This window comes from Nocardia cyriacigeorgica (assembly GCF_010858045.1).
GTDB lineage: Bacteria > Actinomycetota > Actinomycetes > Mycobacteriales > Mycobacteriaceae > Nocardia > Nocardia cyriacigeorgica_E.
In genome coordinates this window covers 1-25,238 of the sequence record NZ_JAAGVC010000010.1, presented here as the reverse complement: position 1 = coordinate 25,238, position 25,238 = coordinate 1, and the positions used below count along the sequence as shown (strand labels likewise).

General features: G+C 67.8%; 27 protein-coding genes, 1 tRNA gene and 1 other RNA gene. 15 read left to right on the top strand and 14 right to left on the bottom strand.

Annotation, left to right across the window (positions count from 1 at the left end):
• Positions 1-10: 10 nt before the first annotated feature.
• A complete protein-coding gene (locus GV790_RS12240; protein WP_163813487.1) occupies positions 11-601 on the top strand; it encodes a DUF4190 domain-containing protein in 591 nt (196 codons plus the stop codon).
• 118 nt (positions 602-719) lie between these two features.
• On the opposite strand, the gene GV790_RS12235 is transcribed toward GV790_RS12240, so the two are convergent.
• Genes GV790_RS12235 through GV790_RS12225 form a run of 3 tightly spaced genes read right to left on the bottom strand, consistent with a single transcriptional unit; the run spans position 720 to position 3,001 of the window.
• The gene (locus GV790_RS12235) at positions 720-1,469 is read right to left on the bottom strand and encodes an RDD family protein (RefSeq protein ID WP_163813486.1); all 750 of its coding nucleotides are present in this window, start codon (positions 1,467-1,469) and stop codon (positions 720-722) included.
• 40 nt (positions 1,470-1,509) lie between these two features.
• Positions 1,510-2,433, bottom strand: a complete 924-nt coding sequence (gene gluQRS, locus GV790_RS12230) for a tRNA glutamyl-Q(34) synthetase GluQRS (protein WP_163813485.1) — start codon at positions 2,431-2,433, stop codon at positions 1,510-1,512.
• A gap of 25 nt (positions 2,434-2,458) precedes the next feature.
• Entirely contained in the window at positions 2,459-3,001 is a 543-nt protein-coding gene (locus GV790_RS12225; RefSeq protein WP_163813484.1) for a DUF309 domain-containing protein, read from the bottom strand.
• Positions 3,002-3,440: 439 nt separating this feature from the next.
• On the opposite strand from GV790_RS12225, the gene GV790_RS12220 reads away from it, so the two are divergent.
• Positions 3,441-3,653, top strand: coding sequence for a DUF397 domain-containing protein (locus GV790_RS12220; protein WP_163813483.1), 213 nt, complete (start codon positions 3,441-3,443; stop codon positions 3,651-3,653).
• A 69-nt stretch (positions 3,654-3,722) separates the two neighbouring features.
• Here the strand turns inward: GV790_RS12220 and qcrB are convergent, their stop codons facing one another.
• A complete protein-coding gene (gene qcrB / locus GV790_RS12215) occupies positions 3,723-5,339 on the bottom strand; it encodes a cytochrome bc1 complex cytochrome b subunit (RefSeq protein ID WP_163813482.1) in 1,617 nt (538 codons plus the stop codon).
• Between the two features lie 127 nt (positions 5,340-5,466).
• Between qcrB and GV790_RS12210 the strand changes: the two genes are divergently transcribed.
• The gene (locus GV790_RS12210) at positions 5,467-7,392 is read left to right on the top strand and encodes a WS/DGAT domain-containing protein (protein WP_163813481.1); all 1,926 of its coding nucleotides are present in this window, start codon (positions 5,467-5,469) and stop codon (positions 7,390-7,392) included.
• Here the strand turns inward: GV790_RS12210 and GV790_RS12205 are convergent, their stop codons facing one another.
• Entirely contained in the window at positions 7,393-7,686 is a 294-nt protein-coding gene (locus GV790_RS12205) for a hypothetical protein (protein WP_175585871.1), read from the bottom strand.
• A gap of 185 nt (positions 7,687-7,871) precedes the next feature.
• On the opposite strand from GV790_RS12205, the gene GV790_RS12200 reads away from it, so the two are divergent.
• Positions 7,872-8,630: an SDR family oxidoreductase gene (locus GV790_RS12200; protein WP_163813480.1), complete on the top strand. Its 759-nt coding sequence runs from the start codon at positions 7,872-7,874 to the stop codon at positions 8,628-8,630.
• Between the two features lie 7 nt (positions 8,631-8,637).
• On the opposite strand, the gene GV790_RS12195 is transcribed toward GV790_RS12200, so the two are convergent.
• Positions 8,638-8,943, bottom strand: a complete 306-nt coding sequence (locus GV790_RS12195; RefSeq protein WP_163813570.1) for a DUF6968 family protein — start codon at positions 8,941-8,943, stop codon at positions 8,638-8,640.
• A 229-nt stretch (positions 8,944-9,172) separates the two neighbouring features.
• Here GV790_RS12195 and GV790_RS12190 point away from each other — a divergent pair, with 229 nt between their 5' ends.
• Entirely contained in the window at positions 9,173-10,165 is a 993-nt protein-coding gene (locus tag GV790_RS12190; protein WP_163813479.1) for a phosphatase PAP2 family protein, read from the top strand.
• A gap of 9 nt (positions 10,166-10,174) precedes the next feature.
• Here GV790_RS12190 and GV790_RS12185 read toward each other — a convergent pair whose 3' ends face one another.
• A complete protein-coding gene (locus GV790_RS12185) occupies positions 10,175-10,879 on the bottom strand; it encodes a hypothetical protein (protein ID WP_163813478.1) in 705 nt (234 codons plus the stop codon).
• Between the two features lie 246 nt (positions 10,880-11,125).
• On the opposite strand from GV790_RS12185, the gene GV790_RS12180 reads away from it, so the two are divergent.
• Both GV790_RS12180 and GV790_RS12175 read left to right on the top strand, forming a co-directional pair.
• Positions 11,126-11,842, top strand: coding sequence for an MBL fold metallo-hydrolase (locus GV790_RS12180; RefSeq protein WP_163813477.1), 717 nt, complete (start codon positions 11,126-11,128; stop codon positions 11,840-11,842).
• Positions 11,843-11,855: 13 nt separating this feature from the next.
• A complete protein-coding gene (locus GV790_RS12175; protein ID WP_163813476.1) occupies positions 11,856-12,638 on the top strand; it encodes a Mut7-C RNAse domain-containing protein in 783 nt (260 codons plus the stop codon).
• On the opposite strand, the gene GV790_RS12170 is transcribed toward GV790_RS12175, so the two are convergent.
• The gene (locus GV790_RS12170; protein WP_163813475.1) at positions 12,635-13,543 is read right to left on the bottom strand and encodes a SecDF P1 head subdomain-containing protein; all 909 of its coding nucleotides are present in this window, start codon (positions 13,541-13,543) and stop codon (positions 12,635-12,637) included. The two genes, GV790_RS12175 and GV790_RS12170, sit on opposite strands and share 4 nt — an antisense overlap.
• A gap of 57 nt (positions 13,544-13,600) precedes the next feature.
• Positions 13,601-14,509 (bottom strand): LysR family transcriptional regulator, encoded by a 909-nt coding sequence (locus GV790_RS12165; RefSeq protein ID WP_163813474.1) that lies wholly within the window; start codon positions 14,507-14,509, stop codon positions 13,601-13,603.
• 114 nt (positions 14,510-14,623) lie between these two features.
• On the opposite strand from GV790_RS12165, the gene GV790_RS12160 reads away from it, so the two are divergent.
• Both GV790_RS12160 and GV790_RS12155 read left to right on the top strand, forming a co-directional pair.
• Complete coding sequence (locus tag GV790_RS12160) at positions 14,624-15,088, top strand: carboxymuconolactone decarboxylase family protein (RefSeq protein WP_163813473.1); 465 nt, start codon at positions 14,624-14,626, stop codon at positions 15,086-15,088.
• A 22-nt stretch (positions 15,089-15,110) separates the two neighbouring features.
• A complete protein-coding gene (locus GV790_RS12155) occupies positions 15,111-15,518 on the top strand; it encodes a winged helix-turn-helix transcriptional regulator (protein WP_256673238.1) in 408 nt (135 codons plus the stop codon).
• A gap of 49 nt (positions 15,519-15,567) precedes the next feature.
• Here the strand turns inward: GV790_RS12155 and GV790_RS12150 are convergent.
• Together GV790_RS12150 and GV790_RS12145 are read right to left on the bottom strand one after the other, a co-directional pair.
• Positions 15,568-15,652: transfer RNA gene (locus GV790_RS12150), tRNA-Ser, on the bottom strand.
• A gap of 87 nt (positions 15,653-15,739) precedes the next feature.
• Complete coding sequence (locus GV790_RS12145) at positions 15,740-16,711, bottom strand: hypothetical protein (RefSeq protein WP_163813462.1); 972 nt, start codon at positions 16,709-16,711, stop codon at positions 15,740-15,742.
• Positions 16,712-16,831: 120 nt separating this feature from the next.
• Between GV790_RS12145 and ffs the strand changes: the two genes are divergently transcribed.
• Both ffs and GV790_RS12135 read left to right on the top strand, forming a co-directional pair.
• Positions 16,832-16,926: signal recognition particle sRNA small type (ffs, locus tag GV790_RS12140), an RNA gene on the top strand.
• A gap of 106 nt (positions 16,927-17,032) precedes the next feature.
• Positions 17,033-18,322: an aminotransferase class I/II-fold pyridoxal phosphate-dependent enzyme gene (locus GV790_RS12135; RefSeq protein WP_163813471.1), complete on the top strand. Its 1,290-nt coding sequence runs from the start codon at positions 17,033-17,035 to the stop codon at positions 18,320-18,322.
• Positions 18,323-18,405: 83 nt separating this feature from the next.
• Here GV790_RS12135 and GV790_RS12130 read toward each other — a convergent pair whose 3' ends face one another.
• Entirely contained in the window at positions 18,406-19,212 is an 807-nt protein-coding gene (locus tag GV790_RS12130) for a methyltransferase domain-containing protein (RefSeq protein WP_163813470.1), read from the bottom strand.
• A 150-nt stretch (positions 19,213-19,362) separates the two neighbouring features.
• Positions 19,363-19,809, bottom strand: a complete 447-nt coding sequence (locus tag GV790_RS12125; RefSeq protein WP_163813469.1) for an acetyltransferase — start codon at positions 19,807-19,809, stop codon at positions 19,363-19,365.
• A 132-nt stretch (positions 19,810-19,941) separates the two neighbouring features.
• On the opposite strand from GV790_RS12125, the gene GV790_RS12120 reads away from it, so the two are divergent.
• The 4 genes from GV790_RS12120 (at position 19,942) to GV790_RS12105 (ending at position 23,370) form a co-directional block, all read left to right on the top strand.
• The gene (locus GV790_RS12120; protein ID WP_163813468.1) at positions 19,942-20,514 is read left to right on the top strand and encodes an HhH-GPD-type base excision DNA repair protein; all 573 of its coding nucleotides are present in this window, start codon (positions 19,942-19,944) and stop codon (positions 20,512-20,514) included.
• A 114-nt stretch (positions 20,515-20,628) separates the two neighbouring features.
• Entirely contained in the window at positions 20,629-20,769 is a 141-nt protein-coding gene (locus GV790_RS12115; RefSeq protein WP_163813467.1) for a hypothetical protein, read from the top strand.
• Between the two features lie 171 nt (positions 20,770-20,940).
• Complete coding sequence (locus GV790_RS12110; RefSeq protein ID WP_163813466.1) at positions 20,941-21,654, top strand: hypothetical protein; 714 nt, start codon at positions 20,941-20,943, stop codon at positions 21,652-21,654.
• Positions 21,655-22,101: 447 nt separating this feature from the next.
• Positions 22,102-23,370, top strand: coding sequence for an ROK family transcriptional regulator (locus GV790_RS12105; RefSeq protein ID WP_163813465.1), 1,269 nt, complete (start codon positions 22,102-22,104; stop codon positions 23,368-23,370).
• Positions 23,371-23,449: 79 nt separating this feature from the next.
• Here GV790_RS12105 and GV790_RS12100 read toward each other — a convergent pair whose 3' ends face one another.
• Complete coding sequence (locus GV790_RS12100) at positions 23,450-25,078, bottom strand: DUF2207 family protein (RefSeq protein ID WP_163813464.1); 1,629 nt, start codon at positions 25,076-25,078, stop codon at positions 23,450-23,452.
• Between the last annotated feature and the right edge of the window lie 160 nt (positions 25,079-25,238).

The window sequence follows — 25,238 nt, the reverse complement described above, 5'->3', positions numbered from 1 at the left end:
TGGTGTAGCCATGACCAATCCCGGCGATTCCGACGAGTGGTGGAAGCAGTACGGCGGCCAAGGCGTGTCGTCGGAGTCAGGTGGTGCCGGTTCGGTCCCGCAGTACCCCGCAGCCGAGCAGCCCGGATATCCGTCGGGGCAGCAGCAGTATCCGGCCGCGCCGCAGTATCCCTCCCAGCCGGCCGCGGGCGCGCCGCCGCAGTATCCCTCGGGTTCGCAGCCCCAATACCCGGCCGCCCCGCAATACCCGGCGTATCAGCAGCCCGCGCCGGATCCGTATGCGCAGCAGCCGTATCCGCAGCCGGGCTACGGAGCCCCGTATCAGGCCGGGTACCCCGGCTACGGCATGCCGCCGCAGGGCACCAACGGTATGGCGATCGGCGCGCTGATCACCTCGTGCATCGGCCTGCTGTGCTGCGGTTTGTTCGTGGTCTCGACGGTCGGACTGATTCTGGGCGTGGTTGCACAGAAGCAGATCGACCAGACCGGCCAGGAGGGTCGTGGGTTCGCCCAGGCCGCGATCTGGGTCGGCGCGGTGAGCATCGGTCTCGGTGTGATCGTGTGGATCCTCAATATCATCGGAATCGTCGCGGGTCCGTAGTCGCGGCGGTCGCCCGCGGACAACTCGGGCCCGCCCGACCACAGCAACAATGAAGGGGCGCACCGGTTTCGGTGCGCCCCTTCATCTGCGTCCGGCACCGGGAGTCGGTAGCCGCAGCTCAGCCCTTGACGACCTGCGTCCCGCCGGCGAACTTGTCGTGCCAGCCCTGCTTGTTCGGGTCCTGCTCGATGGTGATCGCCATGTAGATGGCCAGGCCCAGGCTGGCCAGCTGGCCCAGGCACGGGATGATGTTGACGATCAGGTAGATGTTGCGCTTGATCGACACCTCGGGGCTGATCTTGGGCGCACCGCCGGGGGCGATGACGCGCAGGCCGAGGATCTTCTTGCCCAGCGTCGTGCCCATGTTCATCTCGCACAGCACGAAGTACGCGCTGACGATCGCGAAGTACAGGATCCACGCGAGGATCGAGCCGAACAGGCTGTTGATCGCGAACACGATGACGAAGTAGACGATGGACGCCGGGATACCGGCGATGATCCCATCGATGAATCGCGCACCGAACCGAGTCAGCAGATCACCCGGCTGCCCACCGAATCCCGGCTGCTGGCCGTACTGTCCGTAGCCCTGCTGCCCGTACTGCTGCTGCGGGTACGGATCCTGCTGGCCGTACGGCTGCTGCCCGTACTGCGGCTGCTGCCCGTACTGCCCCTGCTGGGCGTAGGGGTCCTGCGGCTGCTGGCCGTACGGCTGCTGCTGACCGAACTGCGGCTGGCCGTACGGCTGCTGCGGCGGCTGCTGGTCGTACTTCGGCTGCTCGCCGTACTGTGGCTGCTGCCCGAATTGCTGCTGCCCGTACGGCTGCCCGCCCTGCGGATACTGGTTGGGGTCGTACCCACCGCTTGTCATAAGTAATCCTCGTCCGTCGACAGATCGGTCGGTGGGTACGTTACGGACATCGATCGGGTGGCAACAACCCGTCCGGGTCGAGCGTCCAGGGCTTCGAGGGCAGCTCGAGCGGGTCGAATTCGGTCAGCAACTCCGCTGCGGTGCCCGCGGTGAAGCCGAGGGAACGCGCCAGCGCGGCGACCACCTGTCCGGTGCTCTCGCCGAGGGCGTGCCGGTCGGCCAGGGTCACCGCGCCGTCGCGTTTGGCCAATCGCTTCCCGGAGTCGTTGAGTACCAACGGAACATGTGCGTACTGCGGCACCGGCAGGTCGAGCAGCGTGGCCAGATAGGCCTGGCGTGGCGTGGACGGCAGCAGGTCGTCACCGCGCACCACTTGGTCGACGCCCTGTTCGGCATCGTCGACCACGACCGCGAGGTTGTAGGCAGGGACGCCGTCGCCGCGCCGCAGCACGACATCGTCGACCGGCCCGCGATAACGGCCGTGCAGTTGATCGATCACCTCGAACTCGGTCACCGCGGCCCGCAGGCGCAGTCCGGCGGGCCTGCCCTCGGCGCGTTTGGCCGCGCGTTCGGCCTCAGTCAGGTCGCGGCAGGTGCCGGGATAGGCGCCCATCGGTCCGTGCGGTGCGGTCGCCGCCTGCTGGATTTCCCTTCTGGTACAGAAGCATTCATATGTCAGACCGGCGGCGGTGAGGTGGTCGATGGCCGCGGTGTAGTGCGGCAGCCGGTCGGATTGGCGGACCACCGGCGGGTCCCAGTCCAGGCCGATCGCGGCGAGATCGGCCAGTTGCCTGGCCTCGGCGCCCGCGCGCACCCGATCCAGATCGTCGATGCGCAGCACGAATCTGCGCCCGGTGCTGCGGGCGAAGAGCCAGGCCAGCAGGGCCGTGCGCAGATTACCGAGGTGCAGGTCACCGGACGGGCTCGGTGCGTATCGGCCCGCGGGAGCGAGGTCGGTCGGCATTCCGGTCATGGTAGATGCGGCAGGGTCAGCCGGGCCGGGAGGTCGCGACGCACAGGCGCGGCTCCAGCCTGTCCTGGGGTATCGGCATGCCGGACTCCAGGTCGGCGAGCAGGCTCTGTGCGTGGGCGATCAAACCGGCGCCGTCGATGCCGTAGGGAAAGGATCGGGGACTTTCCGCACCGGCTTCGGTGTAATCGGAATCACTCTCGAAATCGGCCTCGAACGTGGAAAGCCGGTTTATCGCTCGGGCCAGTAGGGTATGCGCGCCCTTCGTGTTGCCGCGCTGAATGTGGGTGAGCCCCACGGCATACTGCGCCAGCCCCTGCCACAGCATCCGTTCGGCGAACGGGCCGTTCTTCCAGGCCGCCTCCAAAACCTCGTGTGCGTTGAATGCCAAGCCGTCGTCGAGTAGTTGCTGAGCGTAGGTGAGAGTTTGCTGGGGTGGCAGATTCAAGTCATCGGGAATTCGGGGAACACCCTGGCTACCCGGTGGCAGCGGGCGCCCGAGCCGGTCTCGGGGACGGGCGTTGAGGGCGCGACCTGTGGCGTCGCGATCGCGTTCGACCATGTTCTCCATGATCCACGCCGGTTCGGCGTTGTGCTCGCGCGGAGTATCGGATCGGGCATTTATGACCGATCACAGTCCAATCACATCCGATGAATACTTCAACTACCGAAACCGTCCCAGAAAGAAAGCCGGAAGCTGGCAATGTTTCCGCAACGACAAAACTTCGCAAGCTTGGCAAAAGTGTTGTGGTAGTGGGCAAGAGACCGGCAAACTATGGATGAACCTGCTAGGGTTCACTGCGCGAGGCCCGCCCACGTGGGTGTTTTCGCCTCGCCGCCCGTGCGTTCTCGGAAATGCGAGTGCAGACAGGCGTACAGGGGAAGTTGCGCGCTATCACCAGGCGCACCACGGCGTTCGTCGTTCGGTGTCGGATGCCGGTTGATCGGAGCAAGTCAGAAGTCAGAACAAAATATCGTGACGCAGCAAAGGAGTCGGTGCCGTGGAGGTTGATTTGACGGGCGCTGTGTGGCGGAAGAGCCGGCACAGTGGCCCGGACGGGAACTGCGTGGAAGTCGCGCATCTCGTCGACGGCAACGTGGCGGTCCGGGACACCAAGGACAGCGGGAACGGACCGGTGCTGGCCTTCGCCCCCGGCGAGTGGGACGCTTTCCTATCCGGCCTGGCCAGTGGCCAGTTCGGGCGCCGACAGTAGCGTCGGGCCGCAGCCGCAACACAGCATCACGGGCCCCGGGTCGATTCGGACTCGGGGCCTTCGCAGTGGTCAGTGCCCGGATTCCAGGTCCTGCTGGTTGCGCAGCACCGCGAGCTGCCGGTGTTCCTCTTCCTCTTCGATCGCCAGATTGCGTGCGGATTCCTCGCGCGGATCGGCGCGCAGCAAACTGCCGGTGCCGGGTTTGCCGGCCAGGCCCAGCTTGTTCATCTTCTTGGGCACCGGGGCGCCCTGGTATTCCAGCGGGAGCGGATGGCCGTGCTCGTCCACCGGGCCCAGCGGCTGGTGCACCTCGATGTACTCACCATGCGGCAGTCGCTTGATCACACCGGTCTCGATGCCGTGCTCGAGCACCGCGCGGTCGCTGCGCTGCAAGCCGAGGCAGAACCGGTAGGCCAGGAAGTAGGCGAACGGCGGGCCGAGCAGCAGGCCGATGCGTCCGGCCCAGGTGGTGGCGTTCAACGAGATGTTGAACTTGTAGGCGATGATGTCGTTGACGCAGGCCAGCGTCAGCACCACGTAGAAGGTGATGGCCATGGCGCCGATGGCCGTGCGTACCGGGACGTCGCGCGGACGTTGCAGCAGGTTGTGGTGGGCTCTGTCGCCGGTGAGACGTTTCTCGATCCACGGGTAGGCGATCAGCAGCACGAACACCAGGCCCATGGTCAGTGCCACCCAGGTCACCGCAGGCACGGTGTAGCGGCCCAGGTAGAGCTCCCATGGTGGCATCAACCGGGCGAGGCCATCGGTCCACATCATGTAGAAGTCGGGCTGGGAGCCGGCCGAGACCTGCGAGGGGTTGTACGGTCCCAGGTTCCAGATCGGGTTGATCTGCAGGAGCCCGCCCATCAGTCCGACCACACCGAGGGTGAACGCGAAGAACGCGCCCTGATCGGCGGCGAACACCGGCACGATGCGTGCGCCCACCACGTTCCGCTCGCTGCGGCCCGGACCCGGGAACTGGGTGTGCTTCTGATACCAGACGATCGCGATATGGGCCGCGATCAGGGCCAGCATGATACCGGGGAACAGCAGCACATGGGCGATGTAGAGGCGCGGGATGATGATGTCGCCGGGGAAGTCGCCGCCGAACATCAGCCAGTGCAGCCAGGTGCCGACGACGGGCAGCCCGATGGTGATGCCGGAGAACGCCGCCCGCAGTCCGGTGCCGGAGAGCAGGTCGTCGGGCAGCGAGTAGCCGAAGAAGCCTTCGAACATCGCCATGATCAGCAGCAGCGAACCGATCACCCAGTTCGCCTCACGCGGCTTGCGGAACGCGCCGGTGAAGAAGATGCGCAGCAGGTGCACGATGATCGAGGCCGCGAACAGCAGCGCCGCCCAGTGATGCACCTGGCGCACGAACAGGCCACCGCGCACCTCGAAGGAGATGTTCAGCGCCGTCTCGTACGCCCGCGACATGCCCACACCACGCAACGGCTGGTAGGCGCCGTCGTAGACGACGTGGGCCATCGACGGGTCGAAGTACAGCGTCAGGTACACACCCGACAGCAGCAGGATGATGAACGAGTACAACGCGATCTCACCCAGCAGGAACGACCAGTGCGTCGGGAAGACCTTGTTGATCGAGCGCTTCACGAATGCCGCGGCGCGATATCGATCGTCCACCGCGTTGGCCTGCGAACTCAGTGTGCGTTCCAGTGCAGCCATAGTCGACACCCGACCCTGAGGAGAGTGAATTGGGTTCTACTACAGACGGTAGCACCGCGCGCGGTGTCCAGTCGATGGTTTTCTGCCCACCTCAGCGGTCTCGCCACCGGGTCGTTATCGTCGCCGCATGAGTACGGTGCAGCCGCAGGACGCGACGATGTACTGGCTGTCCGGCCGCACCCGCAACGACCTGTTCCTGCTCTACTGTTTCGCCGAATCCGAGCTGAGCACCGACCAGCTGCGCGCGATCATCGCCCGCCGCAGCGCGCGCATCCCCGACCTCTGTGTGCGCCTGCGTCCGGCGCCCCGCGATCTCGCGTACCCGACCTGGGTGCCGTGCGCGTTCGACGCCGGGCAGTTCGTCGAATATCGGCTGCCGCAAGCTGATTGGGAGCACCTGGAGCAGGCACTCGGCGAGGTACTCGCAACGGGCGTCGACGCAGCCGTGCATCCTTGGCGGCTACATGTGTTCCGGGGAATCACCGGGGCGCCGCTGCCGTCGCGGGGGGAGAGCGCCCTCGGTGAGGTCGAATCCGGCTCGATCCCGGCTGCCGCCGAGGCCCTCGCAGGCCCGTCCGGATCCGTCGCGGCCGACCGGGCCACGGGCGCCGCACCGGGCGAGGTCGATGTGAGCGGGCCTCCGACCGGCCCGGGCCGCGTCTCCGGAACGACTGGACTGACCGAGCTCCGGCGCGCGGCGGACGTCACCGCCGATCCGTCCGGATCCACGGCGGCGCCCCGGGTCACCGTCGCGGTGTTGCAGATGTCGCATGCGCTCGCCGATGGAAGACGTGCGGCCGAGCTGGCGCGCGCCCTGTTCGCCCCGCCGGTCCGCGGCTCGCGGCGATCTCCAGCGGCATCGCGTGATCAGCGGGAAAACGAATTGCTCGCGGCGGAACCTGCCGATTCGTCGCCGCAGGTCTCGGCCGCGCGGTCACGGCGTGACCGAGCGGACTCGCGGGAGCGCGTACCCGACATCGGCACTCCGTCCGGCGCTGCGCGCCACCGGGCGGGACGCGCCGCCGCCACCGGACGTGAGATCGTCCGCACCGCCGCCGCAGCAGCGATCCGGTTCGGTGCGGCGGTCAGAACGATTCGGGTCGGTGCGGCCGCCAAAGCGATCCGGTTCGGTGCGGCTGTCGAAGCCGTCCGGCTCGGTGCGGCTGTCGCCGGCATCCCGGTCCGCATGGCACGCACCGTGGTCGGCGGCATCGGCGCGTTTCGTGCCCAGCGGGAGCTGGCGGAGGCGACAGCGGCAGGGGAGTTGCCCGAGGCGGGCGGTGGGTTCGCGGCGAGCGTTCTGAATGGCCCCGGCGAGGTCGGAGGCCATGCGGTGCGGATGATCGTGTGTCCGGTGGCGTGGCTGCGGGCACCGGGTTTCAGCGTGACGGTGCTTGCGCTGACGGCGGTGTCGATCGCGCTGGAGCGGTATCTGGACCAGCGCGGCGAGCCGGTGGACCGGCTGGGTGCGCAGGTGCCGATGGCCTTGCCCGCACCGGATCAGGTGGTCTCACGCGATGCCGGTCGGCTGCGAAGCGCGGCCGCTCTGGTCCGTGACCGGGTCGCGGGAGCGGCGCCGCGCAACAATTACCGCAGCCTCGGCGTCGAACTATTTTCCGGTGAGCCCGATCCGCGCCGCCGGGCCGAACTGATCGCCGCCGATCTCGCCGCCCGCCGCACCCGCGCGTCGCACCCGCTGCTGGCTGCCCAGGACCGGGTCACCGCCGCGCTGCCCGCCCCGATCCTGCGCCGCGACGTCGACCGCTATCCGATCGACATCGTGCCGGAATCGATTGCCGGCCATACCGTCGTCTCCAGCGTCCACCGCGGCCCGGCCGATCTCACCTTCGGCGCGGCTCCCGTCCTGTTCACCGCTGGCTTTCCCGCGCTCGGCTCGGTCATGCACCTGACCCACGGCGTCCACGGCCTCGGCGACACTGTCACCATCTCCCTCCACGCCGACCCGGAAACGATGCCCGACCTCGACCTCTACACCGATGTGCTCCGCTCGGCCCTCGCCGAGGTGGGCGGTATCCGCCCGGCTGCCGACTGATCAGAGTTTCCCCGCCGCGAGCTGATCGAAGACCTGCCGGTAGTACCTGGTGAAGAACGGGCGGCCCACCGCCCGCATCATCAGCAACCCGAACCGCGCCGAGCCGCTGATCGCGTTGTTGTCCCAGATGCCGTGCAGGGCGCTACCGCCGTCGCGGGCGGGTCGGGCGATCACCGTGTGATAGCTGCCGACGGCGAGGTCGCCCAACTCGGGTTCGGTGCGGTAGGCGACCTCGATGTGGCTCGGGCCGGTGGCTGCGGTGAACGCGACTTCGCGACCCGGGTCGAAGCGCATGGCCGCCACCTCCCTCGATAGGGCGCGAACTTCCTACCGAGATTTTCGCACCCTCGGTGAGATGGTGGTCACTGTTCGGCCGGGCCGTCACATTCGGCCGCCCGCCCTCGTCTCCAGACAGAGACCGAAGAACTGCCGATCACCGTAGGCATTCGCCCGGTGACGCGACGGAACGGAGTACGGCGATGCCCTCGAACATTTTGCTCACCGGCGGTACCGGCACCCTCGGACGTCAGGTGACGCCGCTGCTGCGTCAGGCAGGCGTGCCCTTTCGGGTGCTGACCAGGCGCGCTCCCGGCATCCGCGACGGCATCGAATACGTCACCGGCGATCTGCTGAAGAACGAGGGTGTCGATGCCGCGGTGTCCGGCGCCGACACCATCCTGCATCTGGCCGGTGACGCCAAGACCGATGCCGACAGCACCCGCAACCTGATGACGGCGGCGGCCGGTGCCGGCGTGCGGCACGTCGTCTACATCTCGGTCACCGCGCCGGATTCGCTGCCGGTGCGGTACTACCGGCAGAAGGCGGCGGCCGAGCAGATCGTGGTGCGCTCGGGTGTCCCGTGGACGACATTGCGGGCGGCGCAATTCCACGACCTGCTGTTCGGTGTGGTCCGTGCGATGGCGAAATCACCGGTGATTCCCGCGCCCGGCGGGCTGCGGGCACAGCCGGTGGAGACGGCCGAGGTCGCGCAACGGCTGGTCGAACTCACTCTCGGTGAGCCGGCGGGGCTGGTGCGCGATCTGGTCGGGCCCGAGGTACTCGAACTGTCCGAACTCACCCGTGCGTATCTGCGCGTCACCGGAAAACGGCGGCTGCTGCTGCCGATTCGACTGCCGGGCGCGATGGGGCGCGCCTACCGGGCAGGTGACAATCTCGTCTTCGGCTGTGACGTGGGCAAGCGCACCTGGGCCGACTTCCTGGCCGAGCACGCCGGATGAGGCGCGATCAGCGGGCGGTGGCCTCGACCGCGCCGGGGCCGACGGTGGCGCCTTCGAAGAACTGGGTTTCGCTCATGCCGAGGCGTGAGGTGACCAGTTCCAAAGCCAGCCGCACCACCGACATCTCATCGGGCGCCACCACTTGGGACTGTTCCAGTCGGGAGGTGCCGCGTTCGACGCGGATGCGGCAGCGCCAGCCGCGGCCGGTGGCGTACGGCTCGGGACGTCCGATCATCACGCGCACCGCCGCGCCGTCGACGGTGAACTGCTTGGTGGCCAGCAAATCGACCGCTGAGGTGTCGGCCGCGATCATGCCGCCACATCCGGCACGGGCACGGTGGCAGCTATTGGCGGTGTTTCCCATCGAAATCTCCCGGTCCCAGGCGAACGGTATGGGAGTCGTGCTGCTCCCGTCGGGCATGACCGTATCGGCTGTCGAAGAAATCAGCAACACTTCAGCAAACGAATTAACTCGGGTGTCATCTGCCGGACTCGTGCCGGATCTCGTCCGGGTAACCGCGTCGTGCATGGAAACTGGATAGATGGGCGTGCCAACGGCGGACGCTCCGGTCTCGCAACAACAGCAGCGACCGGCGCGGCGACTGTTTCGTAGTGGGGTCTGGTGCGGGTACCTGGCGGCCTTGGCCGTCGTCAGCATCGTCTTCGGCATACCCACCGATCGCATCTATCAGGCCGCGTGGATCATGGTCGGCATCGCGGCCTTCAACCCCTATCGGCCGTGGCGCGAGCATCTGCGGATCCTGATCGACTGGGTACCGTTGATCGCGGCGCTCGTGGTGTACGACCACACCCGCGGCATCGCCGACAAACTCGGCATGCCGGTGCGGGTCGAGGAGTTGGTCTCGGCCGAGAGCTGGCTGTTCGGCGGCACGATACCGACGGTCTGGCTGCAGCAGCAGCTGATGACCGGCGACCAGCGGCCGTGGTGGTCGGTTCTCACCGGCATCGTCTACACCAGCCATTTCATCGTCCCGTGGCTGGTGGCCGCCATCTTCTATGTGCAGTCGCGCGGGCGCTGGTCGAAGTACATGCGCCGCATCGTGCTGCTGTCGTATCTCGGCCTGCTCACCTACATCCTGGTGCCCGCCGCGCCGCCCTGGTACGCCTCGCGCGAGGGCGTGATCGACGAGGAGGTCGGCCGGGTCAGCGGCTTCGGCTTCGGCATGGTCTCGTTCGATACGAGCGCCGATTGGCTGGAAGCGCAGGGCAATCTGGTCGCCGCGCTGCCTTCGCTGCATGCCGCGTTCTCGCTGATGGTGACGGTGGCGCTGTGGCCGTACGCCCCGAGATGGTTCCGGGTGATCCTGGCGCTGTACCCGCCTGCGATGGCGTTCACGCTGATCTACGGCGGCGAGCACTACACCATCGACGTGCTGCTCGGCTGGGCGTATGTCGGGGTGACGATCCTGCTCGCGCGGGCATGGGAACGGCACCGGCCGCCGCCCCCGGATGAACCGGGTGAGCCGCCGGCGGCCGATGTGGAGGCGGCAACCGACGGCGTTCGCGAGCCCTGAACCGGTCGTCTACTTCGTGCGCGGGGTGAACGGCTGGTTGATCGTGGTGAAGTACTGGGCCAGCGCCGCGATGGCCACCGGCGCGGTCACCAGCAGCTGGCCCGCGAGGGTGCCCAGCGCGCCGATCGCGATGATGCCGCCGAGGCAGCCGACAGCGGCGGCCGGGATGAACGGGCCGAACATGCCGACGATCGTCGCCGCCGCTACCGTCGCCCCCGCGATACCGCCGAGGATGCAGCCGACGACGCCACCACCGATGCCGCCGACCATGGTGCCGATCGAGGCGCCGGTGGCGATCGTGTCCTTCAGCCGAGTGAAGGCCGCCACCTCGCGGTCGTAGGGGGTCTTCCAGTTCGCCTGATCTTCGAACGGCAGCGCCACCGGCTGGTAGACCGCGTGCTCGAGGTCGAAGCGCGGGGTGAGGGTCGCGGTCTTGTCGTTGATTTCGGCGGCGATCGGGAAGAGGAAATCGTCGACTCGGAACTGCAGTGGTGTACCCGCCAGCACGGTGCCGTCCTCGGCCTTGATCGCGAAGATCCCGCCCTCGGTGCTGAGCGATCCCGAATCGATGCTGATGACGGTGTTGGAGGGGCTGGTGGTCGCGGTGTAGTTCACCGCTGCCGGGGTGTGCGGGTCCGCACCGGCGGGCCCGACCGTGAGGACGGTGGCCGCGATGGCCAGGGTGGACACGGCAGCGATCTTGCGCAAGAACATCGGACGAAACCTCCAGGGCGGGCTGCTGATTCGAAGATGCCGGTAACACTCGCAGCCGCGGCTGAAGCCAGCCTGAAGCAACCTGAATCCCTCTTCAGCAAGCTCGTGTAGGGGGCGGCGCCGGCAACCGGCCGAATACCTGTTCGAAGGACATTCCGATGCGCGGTATTCGCGAGTAAACTGCGAGACCGGTGTTCGACGCGCGTGTTATGCAGCGGGGGGCCGGTACTAGCAGGGGATTCGGTTATGGATACCCACACCGACGAGATCGCGGACGGCATCTATCGCATCTCGACATATATTCCTGAGGCCGGGCCCGCCGGTTTCACCTTCAATCAGTTCTTCGTCGACGCCGAGGAACCACTGCTGTTCCACTGCGGAATGCGGGCGCTGTTCCCGCTGGTATCGGCGCAGATCGAGCGGATAAGACCGGTCGAGCAGTTGCGCTGGATCACCTTCGGTCACGTGGAGGCCGACGAATGCGGCGCCATGAATCTGTTCCTCGCGGCCGCTCCGAACGCTCAGGTCGCCCACGGTGAACTGGGATGCGAGGTCTCCATCGACGATATGGCCGACAGGCTGCCGCGCCGGATGGCCGACGGCGAGGTGCTCGATATCGGCGGTCGCCGCATCCAGCACTTCGATACCCCGCACGCCCCGCACAACTGGGAGGCGCGGGTGCTCTACGAGCAGACCACCGGCGTGCTGTTCTGCGGCGATCTGATGAGCCAGCTCGGCAAGGGGCCCGCACTGACCTCCGCCGACCTGGTGGAGCCTGCCACGGTGGCTGAGGACGTCTTCCATGCGACCTCGCTCGGCCCGGCCGTCCCCGCCGCGCTGTACCGGCTCGCGGAGCTGCGGCCGACCACCCTGGCGATCATGCACGGGTCGAGTTTCGTCGGCGACGGCGCGACGGCCCTGCGCGCACTGGCCCAGGATTACGAGCAACGGCTGGCCGCCTGACGACAATGGCGCTATGACCGCAGGTGTCGAACTGCGCGTATACGCCGAGCTGAACGACTTCCTACCGGCACCGGCGCGGCACCGGATGCTGTGGCGGCCGGTGCGCCCGCATCAGACGGTCAAGGATGTGGTGGAAGCGGCGGGTGTGCCGCATACCGAGATCGATCTGCTGCTGGTCAACGGCGAATCGGCCGATTTCGGGCATCGCCCGCGTCCGGGTGACCGGCTGGCGGTGTATCCGATGTTCGAGACCCTCGATATCGGATCGCTGACCCGGGTGCGGCCCCGACCGCTGCGTGAACCGCGCTTCCTCGTCGACGTCAACCTCGGCGGCCTGGCCCGGCTGATGCGGTTGATGGGGCTCGACATCCGCTGCGAATTCGACGCCGACGACGCCGAACTGGCCCAGATCTCGGCCGCCGAGCACCGCATCCTGCTCACCCGCGACAGGGGACTGCTCGCGCGGCGCATCGTCACCCATGGGGTGTTCGTGCGCGCGGACCGGCCGGTGGACCAGATCCTCGAAGTGATCACCCGGCTCGATCTCGCCGACCGCCTCGCTCCGCTCACCCGGTGTGTGCGCTGCGGCGACCTGCTCGACGATGTCGACAAACGCGACGTCGCCGCTCGGCTGCCCCCGCTCACCCTGCGCTACTACGACACCTTCCGGCAGTGCCGCGGCTGCGGGCGCGTCTACTGGGCCGGCGCCCATCAGGATCGCCTCGACGACCTCATCGCGCGGATTCGTGCGGGCATCGCGGAGCGCGGGCGGGCCGGGACCGGTGAACAGACCTAGCGTTCGGTGAAGGGCACCGGGAGGTCACCGAAGCGCAGCGAGTTGGCCAGCTCCTCGGCCGATTCGGCGGTGAAGTTCCCGGAGATCAGCGTGGATCCGCCGGGCGAGGGCGACATGATCATCGGGGCGCTGACGACCTCGGTGTCGACGACGAAAGCCGCTCGCCTGTTGATGTTTTCGGTGGTGAAATCCGCGAACACCTCGGTGGCATCCCTGGTGAACGTCACCTCGATCGAGTGCCGGTCCGATCCGGGTTCGGGGCGGGTCTTCGCATCCGAGATGCCGCGATTGTCGAGCACCGAGGGGCCGAGCAGCAGCACTTCGGTGCCGTCGGCGGCACAGGTCACCAGTGGTAGCGCCGGGTCGTCCGCGCTGCGCAGCGGATCGGCCGCGCCGCAGTCGAGCGCGGCGATCGCCTGCTGCTGAATCGCGGGATCACTGCTCTGCCTGGTGATCTTGGCGGTGATCGGGTCGGTTGCCGGTGGGGCCGGGGCGCTGCCGGAGCCGGCCGTCGGCACCGCGGTGAGGACCGGCCGCACCGTCAGCTTGCCGGTGTGTGCGAGCCTGCGCGCTGCCGCGCCGTCGTCGTCGGGGACGGTGACCACCAGGGTGTCATCTTTGATCGTGACGGTCGTGCCCGGCAGCCGCATGCCCTCGGCGCGCCACAGAATGATCTGCCTGGCTGCGCTCATGGTTTCCGGTGTCGGCGGTGTGCCGTCGGCGGTCTGTGCGGTCAGGACCACCGGTATGCCGGGCGGCGCTTGCGTCGTCGACGGGGCCGTCGTCACAGTCGACTCCGGTACCGCCTGCCCGGAGACATCGCATCCGGTGAGCAGCGCAGAACCCGCGGCGAGCGCGATCACCGCACCGCGTACTCGCCAGGAGCTGGTGTACTTGCTCTTCATCGGAACCCCCCCATCTCGCCATGTGCCGGTGAGCCTAGTCGACCGCGCCCGCACGCGTCAGCGCGTCGGCCTCGGCGTGCCGGTCGCCGGTGCCGCGAACTTCTCGATCCCCAGCCGTGCGAATTCCCGGCCCATCGGCCCGATTCCCACGGCCGACCACACCAATCCGTATTCCAGCGGCGCGGCATCGGCCAGCGGACGGTACACCAGGTCGGGGCGCGCGTAGTAACGCGCACCCTGTGCCGCGCATATGGTGACGCCGTGGCCCGCCGCCACCAGCGTGAGCAGCTCCTGCCAGTAGGCAGTGGCCGGCCTGCGGTGGATCGGCCGGCCGCTGGGAGTGCTCGCGGGGATGAGTCGATCGGCGAAGTAGCCGGGCATGCCCGCGATCAGGAGCACGGTTTCCCCGGCGAGGTCTTCGAGCTCGACCGTCTCCTGCCGGGCGAGGCGATGCGAATCGGACACGGCCACCACCCGTTCGTCACTGAACAGGACCGGCCCGGACACGAGATCGGGTTCGTCGACGGGGAATTCGATGAGCTGCACGTCGAGTTCGCCGCGGCGCAGCGACCCGAAGCGATCGGATAGGTGCACTTCACGGATCTCGACAGCACAGTCGGTATGCCGAGTCCGGAACTCGGCCATGATTTTGGCGACCAGCTCGCTGGCCCTCGGGCTGGAGAATCCGAGGCGCAGTATGCCGCCGCGAGCGGCATCGGCGGCCCGGTCGATGGATCGTTGGACGCCGGCGAAGTGCGGGGTGAGATCCTCGCGCAGCTGGTGACCGATCGGGGTGAGTACCACGCTGCGACTGGTCCGCTCGAACAGCGGCGCGCCCACCCGCCGTTCCAAGGCTTTGATCAGTTGGCTTATCCGAGCCCTCGACACGAACAGCCGCTCGGCGGTCCGACCGAAATGGAGTTCATCCGACAGCGTCAGGAACGCCTCCAACTCCTGCCAATCCATCCGGAACCCTCTCGATCGGTAAACGCAGCTTACTGATGGGTGAGCAGATGGCCGTTGTTACGGCCGGGCGCGCACCGCAAGCTTGTGCCGTACCCGGACGGTGAGGATGGACCCATGTACAGACCGCGGCTCGATCTGACGGCCGTGTCACCGCGCGCCTTCGAGCTGATCGCCGAGCTCGAACTCGTGCTGCAATGCGAGGGCTGGGCGGACGCTCGGCTCAAGGAACTGGTCCGGATCCGGATTTCACAGCTCAACGCCTGCGCCTATCACCTCGATGTGCACACCCGTGCTGCGCTGGCCGGCGGGGAAACCCAGCAGCGGCTCAACCAACTGGCGGGCTGGCGCGATGCACAGCTGTACTCCGACACCGAACGTGCCGCGCTCGCGCTCGCGGAAACGCTGACCGTGCTGCCCGGATTCGAAGTGCCCGATGACACCTTCGGTGCGGCCGAACGCCTGCTCGGGCCGTACAACCTCGGCAATCTGATCATGATCATCGCCCTCGCGAACGCGCGGGATCGGATGTGCCTCGCCACCAGGACCGCACCGCCGTGCGGGGCGGACCGGCGAATGTGACTGCTCGACAGGAATGGAAACGATGCTCCGACAAGCACCCGATGCGCCGCGGATGGTGACCGGATACCAAGTGGCCTGCGACGTTCGTGATGTCCTCAGCGGCATCGGCGACAAATGGACCGTGCTGGTGATCGCCGAGCTCACCGTCGACACCCGCCGGTTCCTGCAACTGCATCGGCGGGTGCCGGGAATCTCACAGCGCATGCTGACGGTGACACTGCGCAAGCTCGAACGCGACGGCCTGATCGCGCGAACGGTGTATCCGACGGTTCCGGTCCAAGTCGAATACGCGTTGACGCCGATGGGCCGCAGCCTGCTCTCGGTATTGGAGGCGGTCGCGGCCTGGTCTGCCCGATATCGAAGCGAGGTGCTCGCCTCGCGCGGCCGCTGGGATGCGGCGATCCTCGATGCAGCGGGTTCGGTGGCGTGACGCACAACAGGCCGGGACACTGAGAAGTGTCCCGGCCTGTTGTTCTCTGCGGAGGATAGGGGATTTGAACCCCTGAGGGCGTTAACCCAACCCGCGTTCCAGGCGAGCGCCATAGGCCACTAGGCGAATCCTCCGTGGTGCAGCATACCGGCTGGACCCCGGCCGATGCCAAACGGGCCGGTCGCGGCGCTCATCCGTGCTGGTGCGCGGCGTCGCGCCGGCTATTTGCGCAGGGCGTCGAGCACCTTCTTGACCTGCGCGCGGGCCGCGGCGTCGATGCCGTCGCGGTCGAAGCTGCTCATGGACGAGACGCTGATCTCGACCTTGACCGAGATATTGCTGTCGTTCACGGCGACGATGTGGTCGAGCGTGCTGGGGATGTAGTTGTAGGTGTGTTCCTGGGTGGCGTAGTAGCCGCGCTCGCCGATATCGCTCACGTTGCCGTGGTCGTAGCCGGTGCCGGTGGTTCCGGTGTCGAACTGCTTCCACATGTCGAACCGGGGTTCGTCCTGGTACTTGGTGTCGAAGGCGACCTCGAGCGACAGCGACGCATCGCCGCCGTCCTCGCCGGGGTTGGTGTTCTTGGCCCGGCAGCTGAGGTCGCCGCCGCCGATGCTGTCCATCGGGCCGTCCTCTTTGTGGGTGGTCTCCTCCCGGTTGACCGCCCACTGGTCGAGGACGCTGAGGTCGACCAGCTCGCAGGCGTTGCCCTCCTTGAAGGCGTACTCACCGTCCCAGGGCTTGTCGCTGGAATCGGACACGCTCGAGGCGATGGCGATCACACCGACGATGACCACGAGCAGCACCACCGCGGCGATCGAACCGCCGATGATCCAGGGCGTCTTGTTGCTCGGCCGCGGTGGCGGAGGCATGAAGCCGGCGGGCGGCACCGGCTGGCCCGGTGCCCACTGCTGCTGTCCACCGGGCGGGTACGGGGTGGCTCCGCTCGGGTAGGGGTTGGCCCCCGGATACGGTGCGGCGCCGCTGGCGTAGGGGTTCGCACCGCTCGAGTACGGATCGCCGGGCGGATTCAGGTCCGAGCGCAGGATGGTCGGATCGGCCACCGGCTGGTTCAAGTCGGATCGCAGGATCGTCGGATCCGCCCTGGACGGGTCGGCCCCCTGACCGGTGTTCGGTGTCTCCCACCACTGCGGTTCCGGGCCGCCGCTGCCGGGCGGATTCTGGTTGGTCATCTGTCGATCCCCTCGTGCGTGAGGGCAAAGCCCCTCCCGTTGTTCCCAAGGATCGTAGCCAGCGATCTTGTCGCGCGCGCCCCCTGTCTGCACGGCCCGCGAGGGACCGCTACACTGGCCGACGGATCCCGCGCGGCGCGCATCCTGTGAACTCCCCCAGGGCCGGAAGGCAGCAAGGGTCAACGGGCTCTGCCGGGTGCGCGGGGTCCCCTTTTTTATTGCCCCCAATTCGCAGCAATCGCCGGGTAACGTTGACCGGGGTGTGCCGAGTGATCGGCCCCCGTTCCCCTTACCCCACGCTGCTTGGAAAGGCTGCCAAGGATGCCCCGGCAAACGCAGATCGGTTTGATGAGCCATGCGGAGCTCGTGTCCGAACACGAGACCCAGACCGCGAATTACGCGACGCTCAAGACCGAGAAGCTCACGCTGGATCTCACCAGGGGTAAACCCTCACCGGAACAACTCGATCTGTCCGCCGCCCTGCTCGCACTGCCCGGCGACGGTGATTTCCGTGACGGCACCGGCACCGACTGCCGCAACTACGGCGGCCTGCACGGCCTGCCCGAACTGCGTGCCATCTTCGGCGAGCTGCTCGGCATCCCGGTCTCGAACCTGCTCGCGGGCAACAACGCCAGCCTCGAGCTGATGCACGACGTCATCACCTTCGCCACCCTCTACGGCACCCCCGATTCGCCGCGCCGCTGGGCCGACGAGCCGACGGTGAAGTTCCTGTGCCCGAGCCCCGGCTACGACCGGCACTTCGCGATCACCGAGGCGCTCGGCTTCGAGATGATCCCGATCCCGATGCGTCACAATGGCCCCGACACCCAGGCCATCGCCGCGCTGCTGGCCGAGGATCCGCAGATCAAGGGTCTGTGGGCGGTGCCGAACTACTCCAACCCCACCGGCGTGGTCTTCTCCGAAGATGTGGTGCGCGAATTGGTTTCGATGCCCGCCGCCGCCCCCGACTACCGCCTGTTCTGGGATAACGCCTACGCGGTGCACCCGCTCACCGACACCGCCGCCCCGGTGCTCGATGTGCTCGGCATGGCCGAGTCGGCGGGAAACCCGAACCGCCCCTTGGTGTTCGCCTCGACCTCCAAGATCACCTTCGCCGGCGCGGGTGTGAGCTTCATCGGCGCCTCCACCGCCAACCTGGACTGGTACCTGAGCCACGCGGGCAAGAAGAGCATCGGCCCGGACAAGATCAACCAGCTGCGCCATCTGCGGTTCTTCACCGACGCGGCTGGGGTGCGCGCGCATATGCAGAAGCATCGCGCGCTGCTCGAGCCGAAGTTCGCGCTGGTGTTGAAGATCCTCGAGGATCGGCTCGGACCGTCGAAGGTGGCGTCCTGGACCGAACCCAAGGGCGGCTATTTCATCAGCCTCGACGTCATGGAGGGCACGGCCGCCCGGGTGATCAGCCTGGCCAAGGATGCCGGAATCGCGCTGACCGCCGCCGGTTCGGCCTTCCCGTACCGGAAGGATCCGGAAGACAAGAACATTCGCATCGCGCCCAGCTTCCCGTCGCTGGACGAACTGGCCAAGGCGATGGACGGCCTTGCCACCTGCGTGCTGCTGGCGGCCACCGAGAAGATGCTCGATAAGTAAAGGCTTGAAGGCCGGGGATGCCCCGGTAGCGAACCCGCGGCGGGTACCTCGCGCCGCGGGTTCGTCGTCTCGATCGGCCGGTTTCAGGCGGGTTTGTGGGCGAGCACCGCGAACATCGTCACCGACAGGTGGATGTCGCCGCTCGCCGCGCCCGCGGCCAGATCGGCCAGCAGCTGGTCGCGCTCGGCTTCGGTGATCGAACCGCGCGCCACCGCCATCGCCGAGATCCGCGAGACCAGCGCGCCCGCACCGGCCGAACGCTGCTGGACCAGGGCGTGCGAGCCGATATCGTCGACGACCAGCCCGGCCTTGGTGAGCTGGCCGGGCAGGCGACGGCCGGAGAACGGATTGGTGGTCGCCGAGATGAGGGTGTCGACGACGCCGCGGACCACCCGGTGGTCGCCGGGGTGCACGATCGCGGTGCCCCAATCGGCGTCCACCACCACGACCCGTCCGCCGGGTTTCACCACCCGCGCGATTTCGCGGGCGGCGCGATCGGGGGCGGTGAGGTGCTGGAAGACGCGCTCGCACAGCACCGCGTCGAAGGTGTCGGCGCCGAACGGGATGCCGTAGGCGTCGCCGGAATGGAATTTCGCCCGGGAGCCGAGCTGGGCGGCGTTGCGTTCGGCCGCGGCCAGCAGATGCGGGTCGGGTTCGACGCCGATGGCAGTGCCGGTGGGGCCGACGGCCTCGGCGAAGGTGATGACTTCCGAGCCGGTGCCCGAGCCGATGTCGACGGCGGTTTCACCGGGCCCCAGTGCGAGCGCCTGATGGGCCCAGTCGCGCAACCGCGACAATCCGGGCAGCGCGGCCTCCAGGTCGCGCACATCGATCAGTTGTTCCTGGCCCGCCGAGTCGAAGCGGTCGGGACGTAACCCGAAGCTGTTCATTGGTGCATCCATCGTGGGTGTTGCGGATGTGGGTATCGCCGTTTGTGGCATGCGCCGAGCCTACGTGGGCGGATCGGCGCTCGCGACGCAGGTCTGTGACAGGTATCACTACCGCTGGGTAACCTCGCGGTGGAGTTCGCGCAGGTCCGGCTACCGGAGGCCGAGATGCACGATCGGAAACGGGCGACCCTCCGGGTCGGTCGCCGAGCGCCCGAGCCGGGTGAATCCGTGGTGTTCGTAGAAGCCGAGTGCCCGCGGATTCTGCTCGTTCACATCCACGAGCAGCCGCGGGTTGACCACCGTCGCTGCGGCGAGCAGCGCCGAACCGGCTCCCGTGCCGTGCTGGGCCGGATCGACGAACAGCATCTCGAGTTTGCCGTCGGCTACGCCGGAGAAGCCGATGGGAACGCCGTCGCGCTCGGCGACCGAGAGCTCCACCTCCGGTAGATAGGCCGGCATGCGGGACTCGTAGAAATCGATGTCTTCGGGGGAGAGGAAGTCGTGGGTCGCGGTGACCGCCGCGCGCCAGATGCGGATCAACGCAGGCCATTCATCCCGCCCGGTGCAGCCGCGCACCACCACTTCGGCCTCGTCCATGCGGCAGACGCTACGAAACACCGCGTTCGGTTTCCACTCCTTTCCGCGCGTCGGCCGCGACCGGGCTCGTGCACGGGACCTGGGCGGGGTGGGATGATCGGGGGACATCCGGACCGCTAGGAGGAGCGCAGCATGGCCAAGTTGACTCTCGCGCAGGAACCGGAGGCCGACGAGCTGCTGTCGGAGAGCTCGCTTGCCCTGGTCATCGGCATGTTGCTGGACCAGCAGTATCCGCTGGAGCACGCCTTCCGTGGGCCGAAGAAGATCGCCGACCGGATGGGCGGGCTCGATATCCACCGGATCGCCGAGGCCGACACCGCCGAGTTCGAGGAATTGTGCGCGACCCCGCCCGCCATCCACCGCTACGGGCGCTCGATGGCCCGCCGCACCCAGGACCTCGCGCGCTACATCATCGAGCACTACAACGGTGACGTCGAGGCCATCTGGACCCAGGGCGATCCGGACGGCAAAGAGGTGCTGCGCCGCCTCAAGGACCTGCCCGGCTACGGCGACCAGAAGGCCCGCATATTCCTCGCCCTGCTCGGCAAACAACTCGGCATCCGGCCCAAGGGTTGGGAGGACGCCGCCGGCGCCTATGCCGAACCCGGTTCGCGCCGCTCGGCCGCCGATATCGTCGACGCGGAATCCCTGCTGGAGGTCCGTGCCTTCAAGAAGCAGATGAAGGCCGCCGCCAAGAAGAGCTGAGCGCGCCGGGCTCACCGGTGAGCGAGCGGACGACGCGCCCCCGTGGCCACGGCGATGAATCGCCGGACCCCGGCTCGTCTCCATCGGTGGAGGACGACACCGAGGAGGTTGATCGTGCGTTCGTTGGTGATCGCAGAGAACATCACGGTGGACGGTGCCATCGCAGGCAGGGGCCACCAGATTCCCGATCTGAAATTGCTGGACGCCAGGACTTTTCGCAATGAAGTGATCTACGCGTCCTACGCGCCGGTGTAAGGAACGCGTGGCTGGTCCCCACCGCGAGCCGCCGGGGTAACGGCGGCTCGCGGGCAGTGACGCGCCCGCGCACGACTCATTGAAATCTGGCCGCATTTTAATCTCGGCAGCGGTCGCAATTCCGTCGATGCTGTTCCCCGGAAGTTTCATTGAGATGAGGGATTGCGTTTCATGAGGATGAGGAAGCTGGCCGTTATCGCGGCATTGGTGACCGTCGCGACCGGCGTAGCTGCCGGAACATCGGGTGCGGCGCCGGAAAAGGACACCGGAGCCGTCGGTTTCACCGCGCACGCGACGGAAACTCAGTCGATCATCACCACCGATGCCGGATCGCTGGTGGTAGAGGACGACACATTCAAGGTCAAGGCCGCGGACGGAACGGTGCTCGCCGGAACACCGTTGCGTTTCCGGGTGGATGAATTCGAATTCCCGATCGCCGCGCAGATTTCGGATCGCACCGCGACGTTGACGCCGCAATTCGATCTCGCGCATGCGGTCTACAAGCCGGTCGCGCTGCCCTTCGAGGACAAGGCGCCGTTCAAGTCCGAATACGATCGGGAAAAGGATGCCTGGACCAGGCTGACGAGCACCATCGCGATGGGGGCGACGATCGGCACACTCGTCGGCGGGCTCGGCGGCGCGGCTGTGGGCTGCGTGCTCGGCGGCATCGCGGGCGCCACCGTCGCCTCGGCCACCATCATCGGCCTGTTCGGTCCGTTCATCCCCGCCGCCGCCATCGGCTGCATCGGTGGTGTCCTCGCCGTCGGTGCGCTCGGCACGGTGGCCGGGCAGTTGCTGGTGACCGCGCCCGTCGCGATCGGGGCCGCGATCCAGTACTTCTCGACGATCAATCAGCCATTCCCGGCGCCGGCACCGGCGAAGTAGCTGCGGACCGATGGTTGTCCGCCCATCTGGTCCGATCCGCGGGTAAACGGTAGGCCGCGGTGCGGTCTGCGCGAAAACCCCGCCGAGCATTGCTCGGCGGGGTTTCGGCGTGTGCACCGCCGCGCCGTCCGGTTCGGCCGTCGATTGTTCATGATTCGTCAGACAACGTCTTCACCTGCGGAAACAGTTGTGTCCGGGCGCACATCGGCGTGCCGGGGCTTGGTGCGTCGCCCGAATCGGTGTTACCTTCGATCGCATGTTCACCGGCCGTATCACCGCTCAGCGCGTCACCTATGTGACCGCTGGTCTCGGTCTGCGGCTCCCGCTCACGCGGGAACTGTGTTGTCCCTGCTGTCGCGGCTGAGCGAGTTCTTCCGCTCGCGCGTCGCCGCCACGCCACACGTGTAGGCACGTCCCGTTGACGGGACTTCAGCAAGGAATCCACAGATGTCCCTTCCTACCCTGGAACGTAGCGTTTCTCGGTCCACTGCCCGTGTCCGCAACACTCGCCCGGTCGTCGTCGCGCCGGAACTGCGGATCTCCGACAATCCGGCGGCCGCGGTGCTGCGAGCCGCCACCGGCGGACCCGTCTCGCGCGACAATGCCGCTCGCGCAACAGGTTTGAGTATCGCGACGGTGAACCGTCAGGTCTCGGCACTGCTGACCGCGGGGCTGCTGCGCGAACGCCCCGACCTCACCGCCTCCGGTGCCGTCGGCAGGCCCCGCGTGCCGTTCGAGATCGACCACGACTCGTATCTGACGATCAGCGTGCACATCGGTGCCGCCGCCACCAAGATCGTCGCTGCCGACCTGCGCGGCCGCATCCTGGGCGGCCTGGCCATCGCCACGCCGCAGACCGGCCAGGAATTCGCCGTCACCACCGTTGCCCGCAGCGCCCGCGCGTTCCTGCAGCGCTGGCATCGGCGTAAACCGTTGTGGGCCGGGGTCGCCATCGGCGGCCGTGTCGACACGCAGACCGGTGTGGTCGACCATCCCAAGCTCGGCTGGCGCGCGGCACCGCTGGGCGCGGTGCTCGCCGAGGTACTCGAACTTCCGGTGTCGGTGGCGCCGCACGTCGAGGCCATGGCCGCATCGGAACTGCTGCTGCCCACCGGTGATCGTGACGTCACCGGGCTCGCCAAGGGCAGCAGCCTCTACTTCTATGTTCGCGAAACCGCCGGTGTGGCCGTCACTTTGGACGGCCGCGTGCACACCCCCAGCAATGGCCCCGGCTCCATCGCGCACCTTCCCACCGGCTCGGACGTCGAATGCACCTGCGGCCGTACGGGTTGCTTCGAGGTGACCGTCGGCGACCGTGCCCTGCACGCCCGCGCCGTCGGCCGCGGCATCATCCCCGCCCACAACGGCACCGCGGGCACCACCATCGCCGACCTCTACCGCGCCGCCGCCGAGGGCTCCCAGCCCGCCCGCGACCTCCTGGCCGAACGCGCGACAACGCTGGGCCAGACCGTCGCCCTCATCCGCGACCTCCTCAACCCCGACCGAGTAGTCCTGGGCGGCCAAGCCTTCACGGCCTACCGCCCCGCCCTGTCCCACGTTTCCCGAGCCTTCAACCAGTCGACAGCCCTCCCTCCCACCGACATCCGCATCACCGGCTTCGCCCCCAAAGTCCAAGAGTTCGCCGCCGTAGTAACCTCCCTGACCCCCCTCTACACCGACCCCCTCTCCGCCCTTCGCCGCGCAACCCTCACCTAGCCGCCGAGCGGTACATGACGTAGGCACTCGCGGCGTGTCGCCTGCGTCATGTACCACTCACCGGCTCGCAATGGGGGAGTCAGTTCCCCGCGGGGAACAGGCCTTCCACCGCGGTGATGAAATACGGGAAATGCCCGGCGAAGCGGTGGAGGTTGGGGTCGCGGTCGAAGCCGCCGAACCAGTAGAGGCCGGGTTGGCGGTCGGCGCTGGGGTTGAGGTCGCGGAAGGTGCGGATCCAGTTGTCGGCGCGACCGGTGATGACGGTGAACGGGAGTGCGCGGGAGAAAACCAGCTCCTGGTCGGCGGGGGGAATGGAATCGCGGCGCAGGGCGTCGAGGCCGCGTTGCAGGGCGCGGACCTGGCCGGTGAGGGTGCGGCCGTGGGCGGTGCGGGTGGGCAGGAAACGCGGCAGCAGCAGCGCGGCCACACCGGCGAGCGCGATGGCGACGCCGACGAGGGCGTGGCCGGAGGTGAGGGCCAGGCCGATGGTCGCGCCGACACCGACCACGAGCAGGCCGATGCCCAACCAGATCGGCAGCTTGCGCCGGGTCTGGTCGATGAGCGCGCCGCGCTCCACCGCATCCGCCAGCATCGCTTCGCGCACCGGGCCGGCCTGCACCCGCCCGGGCGCACGCAATTCGCTCACGGTGACGGCCTCCGCGCCGCCGGGCAGCAGCGCCTCGTACACGGCCCGCTCGTACGGCCGCAGCTGATCGTCGGCGGGGTTCACCCGGGTGATCCGCCAATCCGAATCGCTGATCGGCGCGATCCACAGATAGCGCCGTACCGCGAGATCGACGACGGTGGCCGCGATATCGGTCGGGTCGGCGTTCTCGTCGAGCAGCACACCGGCCTCGCCGGGCAGGATGCCGTCGGGGGAGGTGAACTGCGCCTTGCCGTTCTCGCGCAGCACCGGGTCGATGGTGCCGGTTCCCGCATCGGCCTGCTGACGTCGCGCGCGGAACACATACGCCGCCGCGGCCGCAAGGGCCAGCAGCAGCGCACCGAACGCGGCGAGCACCGGCGCGGTGATATCGAAGGCGGTCGAACCGGTTTCGCGGATCTCGGCGTTGGCGGGCACGGTGCCCGGCGGGATCTGCAAGGTCAGGTCGATGGCGTCGCCCTTGTTGAGGTCGGTCTGCTCCAGGTAGAGCACGCCGTCGGCCTCGATGTGCACGTCCGCGCACGGCTTGCTCGCGTTCGGCGGACCGAGTGTGCAGTCCACGATGCCCATTTCGAAGCTCGGGCTGATCAGCGAGGCGGTGATGGAGGCGATATCGGCGTTCATCACGCCCACCCAATGGAAGAGCTGGGTGCCCTCCTGCTCGCTGACGGTGTTGTTCACCGAGTAGCTGAAACTCGATTGGCCGGGATCGGCGCGTACGGTGAACAGATCGCCTTCGACCTTCGCCGTGCCCGCGCCCTCCGCGGTGATGCCGGTGACCTCGAAGACCCGTTCGGCGCCCTCGCCCGCGGGCACCCGCAGCGGCACCGTCATGGTGAACTTGTCACCCTCGGGGACGGTGATCTGCTCTTTGACCTCGAGCACGCCATCCCGGCTGAGTTTGAGATCGGCGACGATGGTGATGCCGTCGGCGACAGCTTCCTGCGCATGGGCTACCGGTGCGGTCGCGGGCGTTCCCATCGTGAGCAATCCGACGATGGTGATAAGCAGCGCGCCGACGGCGCCCCCCCGAAGAGTCAGCATGAGTGCCTACTCTAAACAGCTTGCTATCCTGCGTCAGCGGCTGTCGGTGAACATGAGACGAGGGGGTACGGGGGAGTGAGTCAACCACCGTACGGCTATGGGCCGGTCCCGCCCGGTGGACACCCGATCCCGCCCGGACATCGCCCGCCCCCCTACGGCC